At 47.3% G+C, this 19,154-nt stretch carries 15 protein-coding genes; 12 read left to right on the top strand and 3 right to left on the bottom strand.

Annotation, left to right across the window (positions count from 1 at the left end; all coding sequences use genetic code 11):
- The first annotated feature begins 135 nt into the window (after positions 1 to 135).
- From ACMQ5W_RS08910 to ACMQ5W_RS08890, 5 genes are all read left to right on the top strand, one after another.
- The gene (locus ACMQ5W_RS08910) at positions 136 to 1,944 is read left to right on the top strand and encodes a sigma 54-interacting transcriptional regulator (protein ID WP_419024868.1); all 1,809 of its coding nucleotides are present in this window, start codon (positions 136 to 138) and stop codon (positions 1,942 to 1,944) included.
- Between the two features lie 219 nt (positions 1,945 to 2,163).
- Entirely contained in the window at positions 2,164 to 3,693 is a 1,530-nt protein-coding gene (locus ACMQ5W_RS08905; RefSeq protein WP_419024867.1) for a Na+/H+ antiporter NhaC family protein, read from the top strand.
- 68 nt (positions 3,694 to 3,761) lie between these two features.
- Positions 3,762 to 4,694, top strand: coding sequence for a dimethylarginine dimethylaminohydrolase family protein (locus ACMQ5W_RS08900; protein WP_419024866.1), 933 nt, complete (start codon positions 3,762 to 3,764; stop codon positions 4,692 to 4,694).
- A gap of 10 nt (positions 4,695 to 4,704) precedes the next feature.
- A complete protein-coding gene (locus ACMQ5W_RS08895; RefSeq protein WP_419024865.1) occupies positions 4,705 to 5,634 on the top strand; it encodes a dimethylarginine dimethylaminohydrolase family protein in 930 nt (309 codons plus the stop codon).
- A gap of 1 nt (position 5,635) precedes the next feature.
- Positions 5,636 to 6,739, top strand: a complete 1,104-nt coding sequence (locus ACMQ5W_RS08890; RefSeq protein WP_419024864.1) for a DegT/DnrJ/EryC1/StrS family aminotransferase — start codon at positions 5,636 to 5,638, stop codon at positions 6,737 to 6,739.
- Positions 6,740 to 7,173: 434 nt separating this feature from the next.
- On the opposite strand, the gene ACMQ5W_RS08885 is transcribed toward ACMQ5W_RS08890, so the two are convergent.
- Entirely contained in the window at positions 7,174 to 7,917 is a 744-nt protein-coding gene (locus ACMQ5W_RS08885; RefSeq protein WP_419024863.1) for a creatininase family protein, read from the bottom strand.
- 157 nt (positions 7,918 to 8,074) lie between these two features.
- On the opposite strand from ACMQ5W_RS08885, the gene ACMQ5W_RS08880 reads away from it, so the two are divergent.
- Both ACMQ5W_RS08880 and ACMQ5W_RS08875 read left to right on the top strand, forming a co-directional pair.
- Positions 8,075 to 9,508, top strand: coding sequence for a purine-cytosine permease family protein (locus tag ACMQ5W_RS08880; RefSeq protein WP_419024862.1), 1,434 nt, complete (start codon positions 8,075 to 8,077; stop codon positions 9,506 to 9,508).
- Between the two features lie 391 nt (positions 9,509 to 9,899).
- Positions 9,900 to 10,247, top strand: a complete 348-nt coding sequence (locus ACMQ5W_RS08875) for a type II toxin-antitoxin system HicB family antitoxin (RefSeq protein ID WP_419024861.1) — start codon at positions 9,900 to 9,902, stop codon at positions 10,245 to 10,247.
- Positions 10,248 to 10,430: 183 nt separating this feature from the next.
- Here ACMQ5W_RS08875 and ACMQ5W_RS08870 read toward each other — a convergent pair whose 3' ends face one another.
- Positions 10,431 to 11,042, bottom strand: coding sequence for a nitroreductase family protein (locus ACMQ5W_RS08870; protein WP_419024860.1), 612 nt, complete (start codon positions 11,040 to 11,042; stop codon positions 10,431 to 10,433).
- Positions 11,043 to 11,321: 279 nt separating this feature from the next.
- Here ACMQ5W_RS08870 and hrcA point away from each other — a divergent pair, with 279 nt between their 5' ends.
- The 5 genes from hrcA (at position 11,322) to ACMQ5W_RS08845 (ending at position 18,180) form a co-directional block, all read left to right on the top strand.
- A complete protein-coding gene (hrcA, locus tag ACMQ5W_RS08865) occupies positions 11,322 to 12,368 on the top strand; it encodes a heat-inducible transcriptional repressor HrcA (protein ID WP_148492612.1) in 1,047 nt (348 codons plus the stop codon).
- Positions 12,361 to 12,915 (top strand): nucleotide exchange factor GrpE, encoded by a 555-nt coding sequence (gene grpE, locus ACMQ5W_RS08860; protein ID WP_148492613.1) that lies wholly within the window; start codon positions 12,361 to 12,363, stop codon positions 12,913 to 12,915. The genes hrcA and grpE overlap by 8 nt, the downstream gene beginning before the upstream one ends.
- 190 nt (positions 12,916 to 13,105) lie before the next feature.
- The gene (dnaK, locus tag ACMQ5W_RS08855; RefSeq protein WP_148492614.1) at positions 13,106 to 14,989 is read left to right on the top strand and encodes a molecular chaperone DnaK; all 1,884 of its coding nucleotides are present in this window, start codon (positions 13,106 to 13,108) and stop codon (positions 14,987 to 14,989) included.
- A gap of 223 nt (positions 14,990 to 15,212) precedes the next feature.
- Positions 15,213 to 16,361: a molecular chaperone DnaJ gene (gene dnaJ / locus ACMQ5W_RS08850; protein WP_148492808.1), complete on the top strand. Its 1,149-nt coding sequence runs from the start codon at positions 15,213 to 15,215 to the stop codon at positions 16,359 to 16,361.
- 400 nt (positions 16,362 to 16,761) lie between these two features.
- The gene (locus tag ACMQ5W_RS08845) at positions 16,762 to 18,180 is read left to right on the top strand and encodes an MFS transporter (RefSeq protein ID WP_419024859.1); all 1,419 of its coding nucleotides are present in this window, start codon (positions 16,762 to 16,764) and stop codon (positions 18,178 to 18,180) included.
- Here the strand turns inward: ACMQ5W_RS08845 and ACMQ5W_RS08840 are convergent, their stop codons facing one another.
- Positions 18,181 to 19,011: a MerR family transcriptional regulator gene (locus tag ACMQ5W_RS08840; RefSeq protein ID WP_419024858.1), complete on the bottom strand. Its 831-nt coding sequence runs from the start codon at positions 19,009 to 19,011 to the stop codon at positions 18,181 to 18,183.
- Positions 19,012 to 19,154 lie beyond the last annotated feature (143 nt).

Genomic DNA, 19,154 nt, shown 5'->3' with positions numbered 1-19,154 from the left:
TTCTGGCTCGCAATTGAGGAACAGACCTTATGCAAGTATATAAAGCAAGGATTGTGCCAATTATAATTCGACAAATTTTGACAGATGAATTTACAGGTGTTATGATATCTTTAATCTTTTTTGCGAGGTGTAAAGATGCTGAAGAATAACAATGATTTTTTACAGGAGACTTGTGAAATCGTCTCACAACTGTTTAATGTAGTCATCACGATTATCGATACGGATTTTATCAGAGTGGCGGGAACCGACGAATATGAGAAGGAAGTCGGTAAAAAAGTTGTAAATCCCAATATCTTTGAGAGCGTCATAGAGAAAAATGATACGCTGATCATCAATCATCCCGGGGTGGACCCTGTCTGTGCCGGCTGTGCCAACAAAGCCAACTGCCGGGAAAAGGCTGCTGTCTACGCGCCTCTCCACGTAAAAGAGCAGATCCGCGGCGCCATGGCGCTGATCGCTTTTACGGAGGAGCAGAAAAACAGCGGCCTCTTTGCCAAGGACGTCTTTGTCAATTTTACAAAGAAACTTTCAGAACTGATTTCCGGCAAGATTGAGGCGGCGGAATATGCGGATCAATTGATGGTCAACCTCAACGAGACTCTGGCCATTCTCAATTCTGTCCATGACGGCGTCATCGCCATCGACAATCAGGGGGCTGTCTATAGGATTAATCAGTCTGCAACTAAGAAGTTCGGTATTACGGAGAAACTGATCGGAAAGAACATTGAAGCGGTGCTGCCAAGCCAGGCAATCAGAGAGATTCGCCGGCGGAAGGAGTTCATAGACAACGAAGTCACCATCAGGGGCGAACACGGTGAAACCAACGTATTGCTGACATCCAAGAAGATTGAGCACGAAGGTGAAAATTACGGTACGATTCTAATTATGAAAAGCATCATCGATGCCAGCAACATCGCCTCTAAGCTGCTCCATGAGTCTGATTACAAGGTGGATTTTTCTGATATCATCGGCGAATCAAAGGCTATACAGGACGTGATTTCCTTCTCTTTTAAAATTGCCGACAGCGATTCCACCGTATTGATCAGAGGCGAGAGCGGTACAGGCAAAGAACTCTTTGCTCGAGCAATACACAACCAGAGCAGCCGTCGGAACGGTCCCTTTGTAGCGATCAACTGCGGCGCCATACCGGAGACTTTGCTGGAGAGTGAACTATTCGGCTATGAGGACGGCGCTTTTACCGGTGCTAAAAAGGGCGGAAAAGTTGGCAAATGCCAGCTTGCCAACGGCGGCACCCTGTTTTTGGACGAGGTGGGAGACATTCCGATTTTCCTGCAGGTCAAGTTTCTGCGCATGCTGCAGGAGCGAACCATTGAGCGGGTAGGCGGAAACAAGAATATCCCTATCGATATCAGAGTCATCGCTGCCACCAACCGCAACCTGGAATCCATGATTGAAAACAACGAATTCCGCAGCGACCTCTATTACAGGCTCAACGTCATTCCTATCTTTATACCACCGCTGCGGGAGCGCAGCGAGGATATCCTCATCATCTCCAAGCACTTTATGGAGAAATACTCTGCGCTGCTGCGCAAGAACGTCTACGACATGACGCCGCAAGCGGCAAAGATTCTCACAAGCTACGATTGGCCGGGCAATATCAGAGAACTTGAGAACACCATAGAATGTGCGCTGAACGTGGAGGGACAGGAGATTTTGACCAGCTTCAGCATTCCGGAACGGGTAAAGCGCAAAGGTACCCCGGAACTGGCAGGGGCAGAGGCGGAAGTACAGGTCGCAGAAGACATGACTGTTTGGGATCGGGCTGCCAGCTTGAAAGCGCGCCGGAAAAAAGCAGAAATCGACGAGGTGCTGAAGGCATTGGAAAAATACGGCTGGGATACGAAAGGAAAAAAGAATGCGGCAGATAGTCTTGGTATCGGTATTGCGACGTTATATCGCATCCTTAAATCTTATCAAAAATGATAAAAATTATCTATTGTGATAAAAATTATCACCTTTGATAATTTTTCTGAATGAGAAAAAGTCGTTTAAATTTAAGAAAATTCTTTCTTCTAAATTACGAGCAACGGTGCAGTGGGAAGGACTGACCTGAAGGATGAGGTCCTCCGTGAAATAGATGGCATACTTTTTGCTTTTGATAGGGGCATATGGAATACTCGTAGAAGAAAGGAGAAATACATAATGGACTATGGCATTCTATCATTATTTCCTATCGCTCTTACAATCGTTATCGCAATGTGGCTGAAAAACATCTCTATTGCACTTTTCGTAGGAGCCTTTGCCGGCCTGCTGGTCATGGCAGGAGGCAATCCGTTTAACGCGATGATGTCCTATGTGGTGGACCATCTGGTTCCTAACATGACGGATTCCTATTGCGCAGAAGTGCTGGTATTATTGATTTTTATCGGCGGTTTCGTAAAACTGCTGGAGGTTTCGGGAGGCGCCCACGCCTTTGCCTCATCTGTGACCAAGTTTGTCAACAGCAGGGCGAAAGCGCAGATGGCAGGCTGGGTAGCAGGCATCATGGTGTTCTTTTCTGACATCGGCAGTCCCATCATCGCAGGTCCTATCGTACAACCTTTGACGGACAAGATGAAGGTTTCCCGAGAGAAGCTGGCCTGGATTCTAGACACCACGGCATCCCCGTTATCCATCCTGGTTCCGTTTCTGGGCTGGGGCGCTTATATCATGGGTCTCATGGGCACGGAATTCAAAGCGGCAGGCATCGAGACTGCTGAATGGGATATGCTGCTGCAAGTATGGCCGTTTCAATACTATGCGCTGCTGTCACTTCTGATGGTGCCACTGGTGGCATTTACAAAAAAAGAATTTGGTCCGATGCACAAGGCGGAGATGAGAGCTCTGCGAGGACAGGTAGCGCCTGATGGTCATGTTGCCGAGGCAGTCAAAATCGACACCGACGCAAAGCTGGAAAACAGCAGACCGATGGTTATGATTATTCCTCTATTGGTGATGATTGGAACCCTCTGTCTGATGCTCTGCCCGCAGGGATTTCCATTTAAATCTGTCGATGGCGACCAGCTGAGAGGCGCTCTGATTGCCGGCTTCGTATTCGGAGCGGCAGCCAACATCATCTTAGTGGTGATTTTCAAGATTAAGTCTTTTAAGAAAATCTGTATGGACTATGTGGCAGGCCTCGAAAGCATCGCCAGCGTATTCATCACCCTGCTTCTGGCGTGGGTGCTGAGCAGCGTGACCAAAGCTATGGGCGGACCGGAGTTCGTCGTCAACATGCTGCAGGACAACGTGCCGGCCTGGACGCTGCCAGTGATCATATTTATTGCAAGCGCTGTCATATCCTTCTCCACCGGTTCGTCATGGGGAACATTCTCCATCATGATGACCATTGCCGTGCCGGCAGCTTTGGCACTCAATGCACCGATGCATCTGGCTATCGCCGCAGTGCTGTCTGGAGGACTCTTCGGCGACCACTGTTCGCCGATTTCAGATACGACAATACTTTCTGCCAACGGGGCTCGCTGTGATCTGCTTTCCCACGTGAAGACCCAGCTGCCGTATGCTTTGATGGTAGGTGTCGTCACCATTATCACCTTCGCCATCGCTGGTCTGACAAAGGCGAATGTTGCCGTACTGACTGTCGGGATTGGATTGCTGGTCGTAACAGTCATGGCTCTTTCCAAGATTTGGGGCAAGCATGTGGCTGAAGAAGAAATGACAAATATCGCATAATAGATGAGCAATGTAGTGGAGTCCGATTTGGGCTTCACTACGTTGATGAATAAAAGGAGTGAGAGCAAATGGCATTTCTAGAATTGAACAAAGATAAGAATCTCAGAAGGGACGAGACACCTTTTGAGGAGCAGATACGAGATTACTGGGGAGACTGGGGCATCAGCTCCCAATGTGCACCGCTGAAGAGCGTGCTCCTGCGCAGACCGGGAAAGGAAATCGACGATTTCGGCTGGGAAGAGGCCAGGTTTAGAGAACCGATCGATCCAGGTAAATTCAGAGAGGCTCACCAGCGCCTTGTGGACGTATATGAGGAAAACGGCGTCAAAGTCTATTATCTGGACGAGCAGAGGGAGGATCGCCCCAATGCCGTCTACTGCCGCGACTTGATGTTCATGACACCGGAAGGCGCCATCATCGCAAGACCTGCTCTGCCTGTGCGCAGAGGAGAAGAAGTGGCTATGGCAAAAGCACTGGCGGCTTTGCAGATTCCCATCGTCAAGACCATTACCGGTACAGGAACCTTCGAGGGGGCGGACTGCCTGTGGGTTGACAGAAAGACGGTAATTCTGGCGAGAAGCTCCAGGACCAATGAAGCCGGCTACAATCAGGTCGCCCACGTGCTGAGGGAGCAGGGGGTGGAGACCATTCTGACCGTACCGATTCCTTATACCAATGCTCACCTTGACGGCATCATGAATTTTGTCGATGAGGACAAAGCCATCGTCAATACAAGACAGGTGCCGTATGACGTGGTGGAATATCTGATGAACAGAGGGTACAACATCATCGACGCACCGGATCAGGATGAAGCAAGGTTCTCCCTGGGGCTCAATATCGTGGCCCTGCGTCCGGGTCTGGTCATCCAGGCGCAAGGAAATCCGCAGACAAAAGCGGCTCTTGAAAAGAACGGTGTTCAGGTTATCAGTCTGGACTTTGATGAAATTTTGAAGGGCTGGGGCTCTGTGCACTGCTGCAGCGCCACTTTGGCAAGAGGATAGGAGGATTATGATGGAAAAATTACATACATTCAGAGAAGATTTGGAAAAGGTCTGGGGCAACCAGTGGAGTGTGACCTCAGAAATCGGCAGGCTGCGTTCGGTGCTGATGCACAGGCCGGGCAAGGAAATCGAAGGGATCAAAGATCCGTCAAAGATTTATTTCCGCGATTTTATCGATGTGGAGAAAGCCAGATGGGAGCACGACCAACTGGTTCAGGTGTACAAGGATCACGGCATCGAGGTCAACTATGTTGAGGAGATGGATCCGGGCTGCCCCAACGCTATGTATTGTCACGACTTGATCCTGGGCACCCCGGAGGGGGTCATCGTCACCCGGCCGGGCATTGAAATCAGACATAAAGAAGTGAAGTATGCTGCGCAAAAGGCGGCAGAACTGGGCGTGCCCATCGTCAAAACCATCCACGGCAAAGGCATCTTTGACGGGGCATGCGCCACCTGGGTGGACAAGGAGACGGTCATCGTCGGCACCGGTTCCCGCTGTAACGCGGAAGGGCTGAAACAGGTCAGTGATACGTTCCGGGATATGGGGGTGAAAAACATCATTACCCTCTCCATTGCCAGAAACCAGAACCATCTGGACGGATTTCTCTCTATCGTAGATAGCCATGTGGCTGTAACCTATCCTTATATTACACCGGATATCATCTATGAGGAGCTGGAGAAGAGAGGCTTTGAATTCGTAGAAATTCCAGCCTTTGATGAGAAAATCAACTTTGCTGCCAACTCTGTGGCGCTGGAGCCGGGAAAAATCGTCATGCCCAAGGGTGCGCCGAGGACGGTGGAACTGCTCAATCAAAAGGGCATCGAGGTCATCGAGCTGGATCTTGAAGAAATCAAAAAAGGCGGCGGTTCTGTCCACTGCTTGACCGCTTTTCTCAAGAGAGACGACATCCCTGTCTACGAAGTGAAAGAGGACTGACATGCTGATTGGCGGATTTTACAGCGTGGACGGCGGTTTGCTGTGTGCTGAGCCGTCTGGAGAAGACTTTGATCTGCGGCTTTCTGAGGATGGTTATGATTTAAAAATCTACACCAACAACGGCCGGACAGCGTCGGTCTACGCCATGAAACATTGTGCGGATCGGATGCGGCACAAGAAAGTCCTGCTGCCAGACTACCTTTGTTTGTCGGTGATCAGTGCGATGGAATGGGCGGGGATTGCCTATGATTTCTATCGGGTACGGGCGGATCTGACCGTGGATCTTGCAGATTTGTGCGAAAAACTCACTGATGATGTGGGCATGATCTATTTGATTCACTATTTCTCCGTGCCCCAGCCTTTGGAGGTGGTTCAGGCTGTCAAAGAAATGGCTGCGTCCCGCGATATTCTGATCATGGAGGATATCACCCAGGCGCTGTTTTCTAAAGATGCGGAGCGCATGGGTTTTGGCGACTACATCGTAGCCAGCACCAGGAAGTGGTTTCCGATGACCGACGGCGGTTTGCTGGCCATCAAAGATGGAAACTATGGAAAGCTGCAGGCGTTGGAATCGGCTTACGATGAAAGCGTCTATCGGGAGTTGCTGATTTCTGTAGTGCGCATGCAGTATGAAATGAGTCCAGGAATGGACAAGGAACCTTACCTACTTTTTGAAAAGGCAGCCAATGCCAGCCGATATCAGGATCTGACGCCTCGCTGCATGACGGAAGCGTCGCGGACGATTCTGTTCAACACGGATTTGGACGTTCTAATGAAGAAGAGAATAGAGAATTACAGTTATCTCTATGAGCAGCTTGCAGGACTTGAGCAGATTGAGATGCTCAGCTGCCCACTGGATTCTGACGGAGATTATGTGCCATTTGGTCTGACTTTGCTGGCAGAAGATCGGGACGGACTCTATCGTCATCTGGTGCAGCGGAATATCATTCCTGAAATTCAGTGGATTCTGCCGTTGGAATACTATGAGCCGGGAGAGGATGCGGTCTATCTGTCAGAGCACAACCTGATGCTGCAATGTGACCAGCGTTATGATCTCTCGCAGATGAAATATGTTGCTGAGGTTATCAGAGAATATTATAAATGACAGGAAGAAAGGACGAGGCGTTATGCCACGTCCTTTCGCATAGGGCGGATGAAAAAAATGCGCCTTCATTTTCGTTTTTTTGCTTATTTCTGGCGGATTTTTTAATTATTGTAAACCAATGCGCATTCATTTGCAAATTTTTGTTCATTGCTTGCGCGTTTCAGAAATTCGGTGCAAATAAAATTCCTTTATTTACCATTAGAGGCGTGTACAGCTTCTAAAGTGGCTCTGAAGATCAATGAAAAAGACGAATTTGCTTGTTTCTCGCCGTCTTGCAAAGGGAGTAGCGCAAGTAAATTCAGAAACATCAAAAATGAAGGCGCGAAGGCAGGTTAGGACAGGGCTTTGCGCCATTAATCCCAGTTTTTTTGGAAATGAAGGCGCACAATTTCTTTGATGCCTTTGATGTGGCTCCTGCTCAATTATGTAGTGCCCTATTTAAATTTCCACTGTCTTGCGTCCAGTTCTTTGATGGTCTTGACGACGTATTCTACGATGGCATCGTTCATCAGCTTGCCCTTTTCGGCCGTAGCCTTTGTGGCATCGCCAGTCTGCGCTGTATCTGTCAGTTCGGAGAAGTCCCATTTGATATCCAGATATTCTGGCAGGTCCGGAACGACGGAAGTCGCTAGTTCTGGCTCGCACCAGTCTCCAAAGAGGTGGTAAGCGATTGAGGTTTCACCTTCGCCGGCGTGACCGATGCCGCCCCAGACTTCGAAGGTGTCTTTTGGAAGCAGGTCACCGGCTGCGACCCACCACTGTGTCAGCGCTGCAATCTGTGCCTCAGGGTATACTTCTTTGATTTTTCTAGAAGCAATTTCAATCGGAGCGATATTTCCATCGTGTCCGTTCATTAAAAAGACATGATCGATTCCCTGGCGGATACAGGACTCAACGATATCGTAAATCACCTGTGTCGTGGTGTCATAACTCAAGGTCAGGGTGAAAGGGAAAGAGTCGTAATGACCGCTGTAGCCTACGGTGATTGGCGGCAGCACCAGCATGCCTTCGATCTGGTCTGCAATCTGCTTGGACAGTTTGTAGGAAACCAGAGTGTCGCAGCCCTCTGCGATGTGCTGGCCGTGGGCTTCACAGGAGCCGATTGCCAGAATCGCTTTGTTGAAGTTTCCTTCCTTTACCTGATGAGCCGTCATTTTAAATAATTCGTTCATAGCCATATAATAGTTCCTCCTGCATAAAGATTGATTTCATTTTGATTAAATTATAACTTTAATATGCTTTGATTGCAATAAAGATTGACGGAAAATACGAGAAACGATATAATCGAAGTGAATTTATCGGTATTATCAAAGGCTTAATTGAAAGGAGCGTAAAATGACAGAAGAGAAGAAAAAAGCCAAAGTGGCAGAAGCTCTGACTACTGACGGCGAATTCATGCTGGAACCTGTTCCCCTAGATGCACGACGATCGACCAGAAGCCAGTTCATGGTCTGGATCGGATTCGGTTATGCTGTTACAGGCTTGATCGTGGGAGGTAATTTAGCTGGCTACGGAGGCACTGGCGGCATGGGTCCGATGATGGCTTTCTGGGCCATTGCACTGGGTATGGGAGCGCTGTATGTGATGACGTCTTTCCTGGGCGTTGCAGCGCAGAAGACAGGATATAATCTGGCCTTACTGTCCAAATTTTCTTATGGCAGCAAAGGCGTCGTCATCCCGCTGTTCATCATGTCACTGCTGACTCTGGGCTGGTTTGCCAGCATTGCAGGCATGGTAGGTGAAGTCTGGGGCAAGTGGATTGGGAATCCCTCTGGCATCACTGTAATCAATCCAGAGAACTTTGGCATGGAGGGCATGAATCCGATCAGCTTAGAAGAATTCCTCGCCTGTGCCATCTTTGGAGCGGTCTTTACTTACACTGCCGTGCGGGGGATGTCCGCAATCGAAAAGGTTGCCACGGTATTTTCTCCTTTGATTCTGATTGTAGCAGTCATCGCCGGCATCGTATTTATCTCCCAGGCGGGAGGCGTAGGTCCGTTCTTAGAGGATGCAGATAAGCTAGGCGGTATGGGACTGGGCGACGGTATTACCATCGTAGTCGGAAGCTGGATCGCCGGAGCGATCATGGGCGTAGACATGTTCCGCTTCAACAAATCGGTAAAAGCCGTCTGGCTCTGTGCAGCAGCGTGCTTTGTCATGACCAATCCGATTTTGAACTTTGTCGGCTACATCGGCGTCGTTGTGAATGGAGAGTTCAACTACGTGTTCTGGATGCTGGGGGCAGGCATAATCCTGGCGATTCTCGGCGTCGTCGTATGGACGACAGCTCTGTGGACGACGGATAACTCAGAGTTATACTGTAACTCCATGTATACCGGTCCGGCATTAGACGTGTTTGGCATCAAAGCGCAGCGTAAGACCATCGTTATCGTCATCGGTGTTTTGGGAACGATTCTGGGTGCGGCAGCTTTCTATCAGTTGTTCTTTGCAGACTTCATCAATGCATTGGGCGCCATTGCTCCGCCTCTTGCGGCACCGATTCTGGCAGATTTCTTTGTGGTAGGAAAAGAAAAGAAATATGACCACAAAGCGCTGGAAAAACAGCCGGCTATTCGCTGGGCAGGGGTGATTTCTTTTGCTGTAGGCGCTGTCCTGGGTTTTGTATTCCAGTATGTGACAGCCCTTCCTTACGGACTGCCTTCTGGTTTGTTCGCGCTGCTGGTATCCTTTGTATTGTACATCATCATCTACAAAGTGACACCAGATGCAAAGACAGATGCAAAGGTCGTAGCAGAACTTGGGAAATAAAAGCCTCATATATGAATAGAAGAACCCTCCGGGCAGTGGATGATAAACTGCTGCGGAGGGCTTTTGATGTGTGTTTGCAAATTGCCGATATATTATTATAATGTAACTAGAATACAGTTACAGATGAAGGTGCAAAGATGAGTAAAATAGAAAAACTGATAAAAAGAATAGAATCGTTTCCAAAAAAATTTTACCTATCAAGAACTAAAAAAATTATTGAATCATTTCGGGTATCAAGAATTTCATAAGGCAATACATCTGGATCGCGGGTATGTTTCTATAACAAGGAAAGAGATATCTTGATTCAGCTTCACAAGCCTCATCCAGGTAATGTTCTTTCTGTTGCCGCAGTCAAAAGCATCGTCGAATTACGAAAGATAAAGGGTGATATATGATGAATTATTTAGAATATAAAGGATATATCGGAACTGTGATTCTGAGTCCGCAAGATCGCAGCTTTTTTGGCAGTATTTTCGGTATCAACGACTTAGTAACCTTTGAAGCCGCAGACTTTGACAGTCTTGAAGAAGAATTTCATAAAGCAGTGGATGATTATCTTGAGACTTGCGAGAACCTTGGCCGTCAGCCGGAGAAAGCGTTTAAAGGGCAGTTCAATGTGAGAATTGATCCTGCTCTCCACAAAGAACTGGCATATCGTGCGGTACGGGATAACTGCTCTCTGAATCAATATGTAGAGAACGCTTTGAGAAAGGCTGTCGAAAAGGAAGAAGATAGATAGCAGAGACAGGCGGCGCAAAGTGAGGCTTTTCCTCAAGCGTCACCCTTTGCGGTCGCTGAATTTTAGGTGCTTTTGGGTGTTTTTGATTGAATAGGGGGTAAATGCGTGGATAGAAGAGATAAAAATCCGGCGTAAGACACCTTATATTGGTGGCTTTGCGCCGGATGACAGGTTTTGGTCGCTCTATATAATATCCGCAATCTCCTCAAAGGTCTTTTTCTTCAGTGTCGGCAGTTCATAGTCGGGATCTGGTTTGCCGACGACTAGGACCATGACGGGGGTTTCGCCTTCCGGGCGTCCCAGCAGTTCTCTGAGGAAAGTAGGAGGAGCTGGCGTATAGGTCAGGCTCACCAGGCCGGCGTTGCGAATGGCGTTAATTAAGAATCCGATGGAAATGCCGATGGATTCGTTCACATAGTAGTTCTTATCCTTTGTGCCATCAGGAAGCATGCGGTAGTATTCTTTAAAAATAGCGATCAGACATGGCGCTTCCGTGAGAAATGGTTTTTCCCAGGTGACGGACAGTTTATCCAGGTCTGCCTGCCACTCATCAGTAATCTGCTTCTCATAAAAATTTTTTTCAACTTTTTCTGCCTCTTCTCTGATACGCTGTTTCATGGCAGGGTCGGTGACGATGGTGAAGTGCCACGGCTGTTTATCTGCACCATTGGGAGCAGTTCCAGCGGTCAAAACACAGTTTTTAATCACGTCCATGTCCAGTGGATCGGGTAAAAATTGTCTATAGGTGCGGCGCTTTTTCGATTCTTCTAACAACTCTTGTGACTTTTTCTTCATATATAATGTCCTCCTCTTAGTCTTTCGTTTATCAAAGGGTATCATATTCACAGCTAGAGTGCAATACTGAATTTATGATTTATAACAAAAAATATCGATTATATTTGTATAATTAAATGAAAATGATTTGAGGAATGTGTGCTTAAAATGTGGGTAATTTTCACCAAAATCACAAAAATATTTTCTAAAATGGTGTTGACATTCCGCAGGTTCAGTAGTATCTTATATATAGTGATTAGCACTCAAATTGAGTGAGTGCTAATAAAGGAGAGATGATGTATGGAATTAACAGAAAGAAAATTGAAGATTTTGCAGGCAATCATCAGTGATTATGTCAGATCTGCAGAACCTGTTGGTTCAAGAACTCTTTCCAAGAAGTTTGACCTGGGTATCAGCCCCGCTACAATCAGAAATGAGATGAGCGATCTGGAGGACATGGGATATTTGTCACACCCCCATACTTCAGCGGGCAGAGTGCCTTCGGACAAAGCTTACAGGCTATATGTAAACCATCTGATGGAGAGGCATGAGCTGTCTCCTGTGGAAAAGAATTTGATTGCTGAGAAGCTGAGAGCAGATGTAAATGAATTTGACGAGACAATCAAACACGCAGCCAGAATTCTTTCCGAGATTACGAATTTGACTTCTTTTGCGATGTCGCCTACACAGAATGAGGATACGCTGAGATTTGTCAACCTTTTACCGGTAGATGAGCACACGGTCGTTTTGATGATCGTCTCTGAAAGCGGCAAGGTTTCCAATACGGCGCTCAAGCTGAGGGTGCCGTACACAGAGGAAAGCCTTCAGATCTTAGCGAAGAATATAACATATAATTACAATGGCAAGAAGATTACCGATGTCCTGAAGAGCCGCATCATCTCCAACTTCGAATCTGATATCGAGGCGATGAGCAGGCTGGCGGAGAACATCATGCCAAATTTTATGAAGACCTTGGAAGACATGCTCAATGTCAATCTGTATATGGATGGTCTGACAAATATCTTCGATATTCCTGAATATAATGACCTGGAAAAAGCGAAGAGCTTCCTTTCACTGCTAGACAAGAAAGAAGACTTTACGAAGAAGCTGATCGAAAGAGAAGATGGCATCATTGTTACCATCGGTGATGAAAACGCCGATGATTTGATGAATGATTGCTCGCTGATTACGGCAACATATCATGTAGATGGCAAGTTAGTTGGAAAGATTGGAGTAATTGGACCGACAAGAATGAGATATGATGAGATTACATCCATCATAGAGTACCTGACAGATAATCTGAACAGTACATTTCAGTTAGAAGGCGGTGAAGAGGAAAATGAATAACGAAGAAAAAAAAGTAAACGAAGAACTTGATGAAGAAGTTAAGAATGAAACTCCTGACACGGAAGAAACTAAAGAAGAAGAGGCCGGAGAGGAGCAGACAGAAGATCAGGCGGACACAGAGGAAAAAAGCGAAGAGGACGAAGCTCTGAACTCAAAGTATCTGAGACTGATGGCTGATTTTCAGAACTATAAGAGAAGAGTAGAAAAAGAGAAAAGTGACATTTATGCATATGCGAATGAGAAACTCGTATCGCAGCTGCTTGATGTGATAGATAACTTTGAGAGGGCCCTGCTCCACGAGGCGGCAGACGAGTCCTTTGTCGAAGGAATGAAGATGATTTTCAAACAGCTCACTGGGGTGCTGGAGAAGGCAGGGCTGGAAGAAATAAATGCGCTTGGAGAGGACTTTGATCCGAACTTCCATAACGCGGTCATGACGGAGGACAATGATGATTACGACAGCGGCAAAGTCACAGAAGTCATGCAGAAGGGGTATTTACTCAATAAAAAAGTGATCAGGCCTTCTATGGTAAAGGTCAACAACTAAAGCTTGCTAAATTGTCCCACAGCGTTGTTGCTTTCGAGGCTTCGCTTCTCACGTACTATGAGTACGCTCCGAGGCTCAGACCTCTCAGCGCCTAGCTGTGAAACAATTTCCCAGCGCTTTAACAAGTTAACCGACGGACCGAAGGTCTACAGAAAAATGAATTTTAGAGAATTTTAAGGAGGAAAATAAAATGGCTAAAGTAATAGGTATAGATTTGGGAACAACAAACAGCTGCGTATCCGTATTAGAAGGTGGAGATCCTGTTGTTATTGCAAACGCAGAGGGTAACAGAACAACTCCATCCGTAGTTGGTTTTGCAAAGAACGGAGAGAGACTGGTCGGAGAAACTGCCAAGAGACAGGCGGTTACAAATCCGGAGAGAACCATCGCATCCATAAAGAGACACATGGGCGAAGACTACACTGTAGAAATCGACGGCAAGAAATATACACCTCAGGATATTTCCGCTATGATTCTGACAAAATTGAAGACAGACGCAGAGGCGTACTTGGGAGAAAAAGTAACAGAAGCGGTCATCACAGTACCAGCTTACTTCTCCGACGCACAGAAGCAGGCAACAAAGGACGCTGGCAAAATTGCTGGATTAGAAGTAAAGAGAATCATCAACGAGCCGACTGCAGCATCTCTGGCTTATGGTCTTGATAAAGAAGAAGGATCTCATAAGATTTTGGTATACGACCTGGGCGGCGGTACTTTCGATGTATCCATCCTGGAACTGGGCGACGGCGTATTTGAAGTATTGGCTACCAACGGCGATACACATCTAGGCGGAGACGACTTCGACAATGCAGTGATGAACTTCCTGGCCGACACCTTTGCAAAAGAAAATGGTGTTGACCTGAGAGCGGACAAAATGGCGCTTCAGAGACTGAAAGAAGCTGCTGAGAAGGCAAAGAAAGAGCTGTCCAGCGCACAGACGACAAACATCAACCTGCCGTTCATCACAGTAACGGCTGACGGTCCGCTTCATCTGAACATGGATCTGACAAGAGCAAAATTCGATCAGCTGACTGCTGACCTGGTAAATAAATCAATCGAACCGATGAAGAAGGCGATGGCTGATGCAGGCGTATCAAATAACGACCTGGCAAAGGTAATTCTGGTCGGCGGTTCCACAAGAATTCCGGCAGTACAGGATGCTGTAAAGAAGGTTACAGGCAAAGAGCCGTTCAAAGGCATCAACCCTGACGAATGCGTGTCCATCGGTGCGGCTATTCAGGCCGGCGTATTGACTGGCGAAGTTCACGATGTACTGCTCCTGGACGTTACTCCGCTTTCACTGTCCATCGAGACTCTGGGCGGCGTTGCGACAAAGCTCATCGAAAGAAATACGACAATTCCAACAAAGAAGAGCCAGATTTTCTCAACTGCTGCTGACAACCAGACAGCCGTAGACATCCACGTTATGCAGGGTGAAAGAGAAATGGCAGCAGGCAACATCACATTGGGACGTTTCCAGCTGACTGGTATCGCACCGGCTCCTCGTGGAATTCCACAGATTGAAGTCACCTTCGACATCGACGCCAACGGCATCGTCAACGTCAGTGCAAAAGATATGGGAACTGGCAAAGAGCAGAGAATCACAATCACTTCTTCCACAAACCTGTCTGAAGACGAAATTAACCAGAAGGTAAAAGAGGCAGAACAGTTCGCAGAAGAAGATAAGAAGAGAAAAGAAGAAATCGAAGAGAGAAACAAGGCTGAAAATCTGGTTTACGAGACAGAGAAGGCTCTGAAGGAATTGGAAGGCAAGATTTCTGAAGACGAAAAGAAAACTGTAGAAGATGCAAAAGAAGAATTGAAGAAGGCTCTGGAAGCTAATAACCCAGAGGATATCAAGGCTAAGACAGAAGCTTTGACAGAGAAATTCCACGCAATTTCCACCAAGCTTTATGAGCAGGCACAGGCAGCCGGCGTAGATCCTAATGCCGCAGGTTTTGATCCGAATATGGGCGCTGCAGGCGCTGGTCCTGATGCAGGCGCTGCTAATAACGGTCCTGCAGGGGATAATGTAGTGGACGCGGATTATGAAGTGGTGGACGACGACAAATAAAAATGCTTGTTAAATTCGCTCTCAGCGTTGTTGTGCGCCAGGTTCTGCGGTGCTCATGTACTTCAAGTACATTCCGCTCCTCGACCTGTCGTACGCCTAGCTGAGAACGAATTTTCCGGCGCACGGAAGCTAGTTAAATTCGCGAATATGATATGTAAATTTGCTCATGGCGGCAGGTCCGCCAGGAGCAAATTTTACTGCGTTAAGAAGGAAGGTGAAAATGATGGCAGATAAAAGAGATTATTATGAAGTCCTTGGCCTGAAAAAAGGGGCAAGTGACGATGAGATAAAAAAAGCCTTCCGAAAGATGGCTATGAAGTACCATCCTGACAAAAATCCAGGAGATAAAACTGCCGAAGAGATGTTCAAAGAAGTCAACGAGGCATATAGCGTCTTGTCAGATCCAGACAAGAAGAGCAAATATGACAAATTCGGTCATGCTGGCGTAGATCCTAATGCAGGATTTGGAGGCGGCGGTTTCGGCGGCTTCGGCGGAGGCGGCGGTTTTGACGATATATTTGATATGTTTGGAAGTATGTTCGGAGGTGGTTTTGGCGGCGGTAATGCTAGCAGAAAGAATGGCCCGATGAAGGGCAGAGATTTGCAGAAGGCGATTACCATCGACTTTGAAGAGGCTGCTTTCGGAACGAAAAAAGAAATCAGTATCAACAAATACGTTCAGTGTCCAAAATGCAAAGGGGAAGGAACCGCCCCTGGTACTGAGAAAAAAACCTGCGGAAAATGCGGTGGAACCGGTCAGGTTCACACTGTACAGAGAACGCCTTTTGGACAGTTCCAGAGCACGGGACCGTGTCCTGACTGTGGAGGAAAAGGAACGATTATCGAGACGCCATGTCCTGACTGTGGCGGAACCGGAAAAATTCGCAAGAATATCAAGATCAACGTGGATATTCCGGCAGGTGTAGACAATGACAGCGTCATTCCAATCAGAGGACAGGGAGAGCCGGGTGAAAACGGCGGACCGAGCGGGGATCTGTATGTAGTCATCACAGTGAAACCGCACAAGATGTTTAAGCGCGATCGAGATAACCTGTACTTAGATATTCCAATTTCCTTCAACCAGGCAGCGTTGGGGGATGAAATCACCGTCCCGACTCTCGATGGGAAGGTGTCCTACAAGGTGCCGGCAGGAACCCAGCCTGGCACAGTCTTCAGACTGAAGGGCAAGGGCATGAAGAACGTGAGAAATGGCAAAATGGGCGACCTATATGTAAAAGTCATTCTGGAAGTTCCGACCAAACTCAGCTCCAAACAGAAAAAAGCTGTGGAAGAGATGGGCAAGGCTCTGGACAACAATTGCTACCAGAAGAAGTCCGGATTTGCAGAGAAGATGAAAGAGTTATTCAAATAGAAGCGAAAGAGCTGCTGCCCTTGACCAGATCAAGTGTGACAGCTCTTTTTGCGTGACAAGTATGGAACTCTACACGACGACAAATCCATGAACTGCGTAACCTTGGCTACAGGGCTGTTTATCAGCTTGTAAAGCAGGGTCAGATAATGAGAATAATCGTGATTTCTGTCCGCAATGATGAAGCCGTCTATAAGGCAGCGGAACGATGGATTCGTGATATGGTCAAAAAATAACAGAATAGCAAAGAAGATCATGAGGAGCGCCCCCTGGAGAGATTTCGGGGGGCTTCTTTTGGAGGCAGCAGAATCTCCTGCCCAGGTCTTGAGAACTCTATGAAATTGCTTGACTATACGGTAACCATATACTTTAAAATAGTAAGAGAATGATGGAGGTGGACATTTTGAAGCTACAGTTTCATACAAAATTATCATATGGAATCGGGGGATTGGCCGATAACGCCATGTTTACACTGATCGAGACGTTTCTCTTGTTCTATTTGACCACTGTTGTGGGCATCAAGCCGGCCACGGCGGGAACGATATTAGCTTTAGGCTGCATTTGGGAAGCCTTTTGTGGTCCGATCAGCGGATATCTTTCGGACAATATCGAAACCAGATTTGGCAAGAGAAAACCATTTCTACTGGCGGCGGCAGTACCGGCGGCGATTGTTACCAGTCTGCTCTTTACATCCATAGATATGAGCTATGGCCTCAAAGTTGTCTATTACGGATTGATGACCATCCTCTTTTGGTGGTGCTTCGCTATTTTTTTCGTACCATATATGACGTGGGGTTCTGAACTGACGACTGATTACCACGAGCGGACGGTACTCCGGTCTTATGCTTACGTATTTAACCAGATTGGCAAAGGACTGGGCATGGTCATGCCGTCAGTCTTTGTGGCGTTTCTCATAGGTATGGGCAGGACTCTGGAGCAGTCCTGGTCGGCAGTAGGCATCCTGGTCGGCGTTGCCAGCGGGGCAGCACTTTTGATCTGCGCCTTGACCATCAAAAAGACCGATGTGCCGAATTTTGTGAAAGATCCAAATAAAGAGAAGGTCCTGACTGTGAAAAATGTCAAGAATATGTTCAAGGAGTATTTTCAGATTTTGAAGTTGAAACCGATCAGGTATATCATCGGATCCAGTCTGATTTACCTCATCGCCAACACGATTTTCGCATCGGATATGGTTTATTATTTTACTTATAACTTGGGGCTGCCGGCTGTGCAGATCTCGGCGATTACGCTGCTGATGACGGTAGCAGGAATCGTCCTCACGCCTCTGATCGCGGCTTGCTCTGGCAAAACAGATAAAAAAATCACCTTCATGGCAGGGATGATATTCAGTGGAATCGTTCTCATCGGGGCGAGAGTCATTGGTGTCAATTCTTTTACAGCCTGCTGCCTCATGTGCGGCCTCTTCGCTGTGGGAAACACTTGCTACTGGCAGCTGATGCCGTCGATGATTTATGATGTCTGTGAGGCTGAAGAACTGGCCTCTGGCGAAAAACATTCAGGTGCGGTCATTTCTCTGCAGGCGTTGTCCGAATCCTTGTCCACGGCTGCCGGTGTTCAGATTTTGGGAATCATCTTGGAACAGGCTGGCTTTAACGAGGCGGCGACTGTGCAGGGCGCCGCAGCGCTCACCTGGGTCAGCAACAGTTTTTCTCTTCTTCCGGGAATCGGCATGCTCATCGTGGCCTTTGTCATCAGCCGTTATCCCATCAACAAACATACCTTCCCGAGGATTTTAGAAGGAGTGGAGAAGCGCAGACGAGGGGAGCCGGTAAACATGGATGATTATGACGATATCTTTTGATCATTCGATGATTTTGATTGAGACTTTGACCATGTAGTTATAGTATCCGTTGACCGACAGGTCGTCCAGAATCACATCCTCGTAAAAGTGATCGCCTATGGTGAGGCCGCAGCGGTCTGCATACGCTATGATTGCCAGGCAGAGCTTGCTGACGTTGTCGTAACCGTGATTGTCGTAGATGCCGATATAGCGGGCGCCTTTGTCGAGGAAAGCGTCTTGGAATCCGCTTTCTCTGAGTACGGAAGGATCCACGACGCTATAGAATTTTGAATACCGATAACCCTCTGGGGTCACGCTGTCCTTTGGTATCATACCGCCGATGGCATAGGCGCCTTGGACCCCCAGGCTGTGACAGTAGTTGAAATGTTCCGATACGGCTTCTGCCACGGCTTTTTCGTCTCCCAGTCCTTTGTAACTGGTCTCGACAAGATATTCGTCAGGAACATAGTCGATGATGATCTCACCTACCTTTGCCGCCATGCCTTCTCTGGTAAGGTTGATTTTAGCATCCACGTATTTCTTTGCTGTTGCAAGCCTTTTCATCATCAGGTCCATCTCTGCTTTTTTGTTCTCGAGAAGTTCGATCAAAGCCTCCGGCGAACGGTGGTCCATGTGGGCTTTGATTTCTTTTAAGGGAACCTTCAGATCTTTGAACATGGTCAGCACAGAAAAAGTCTCGAGCTGCGTATAGGAATAGTAGCGATAGCCGTTTTCACCTTTGATTTCGGGCTGGAAAATACCGATTTCGTCGTAGTGGAACAAGGTCTGTTTTTTGACACCAGCCAGCTTTGCAAATTCTCCTGTGGTAAAATAATCTTTCATCTTTTTCATGAGCCGCCTCCCGAGGATTTTCAATTAATAACAGTTTAGCAGAGCGCGACGAGAAGTGCAATGAGGGCGGGGGCGTTTTTCTTGAAGTGGATTAGAAATTATGCTAATATGAATATAAGAAATTCGGAAAGTAAGAGAACTGT

Source organism: Emergencia sp. (assembly GCF_048465375.1).
Classification (GTDB): Bacteria; Bacillota; Clostridia; order Peptostreptococcales; family Anaerovoracaceae; genus Senimuribacter.
Note: the sequence above shows the minus strand (reverse complement) of the source record. Positions and strands in the feature narration are given on the sequence as shown.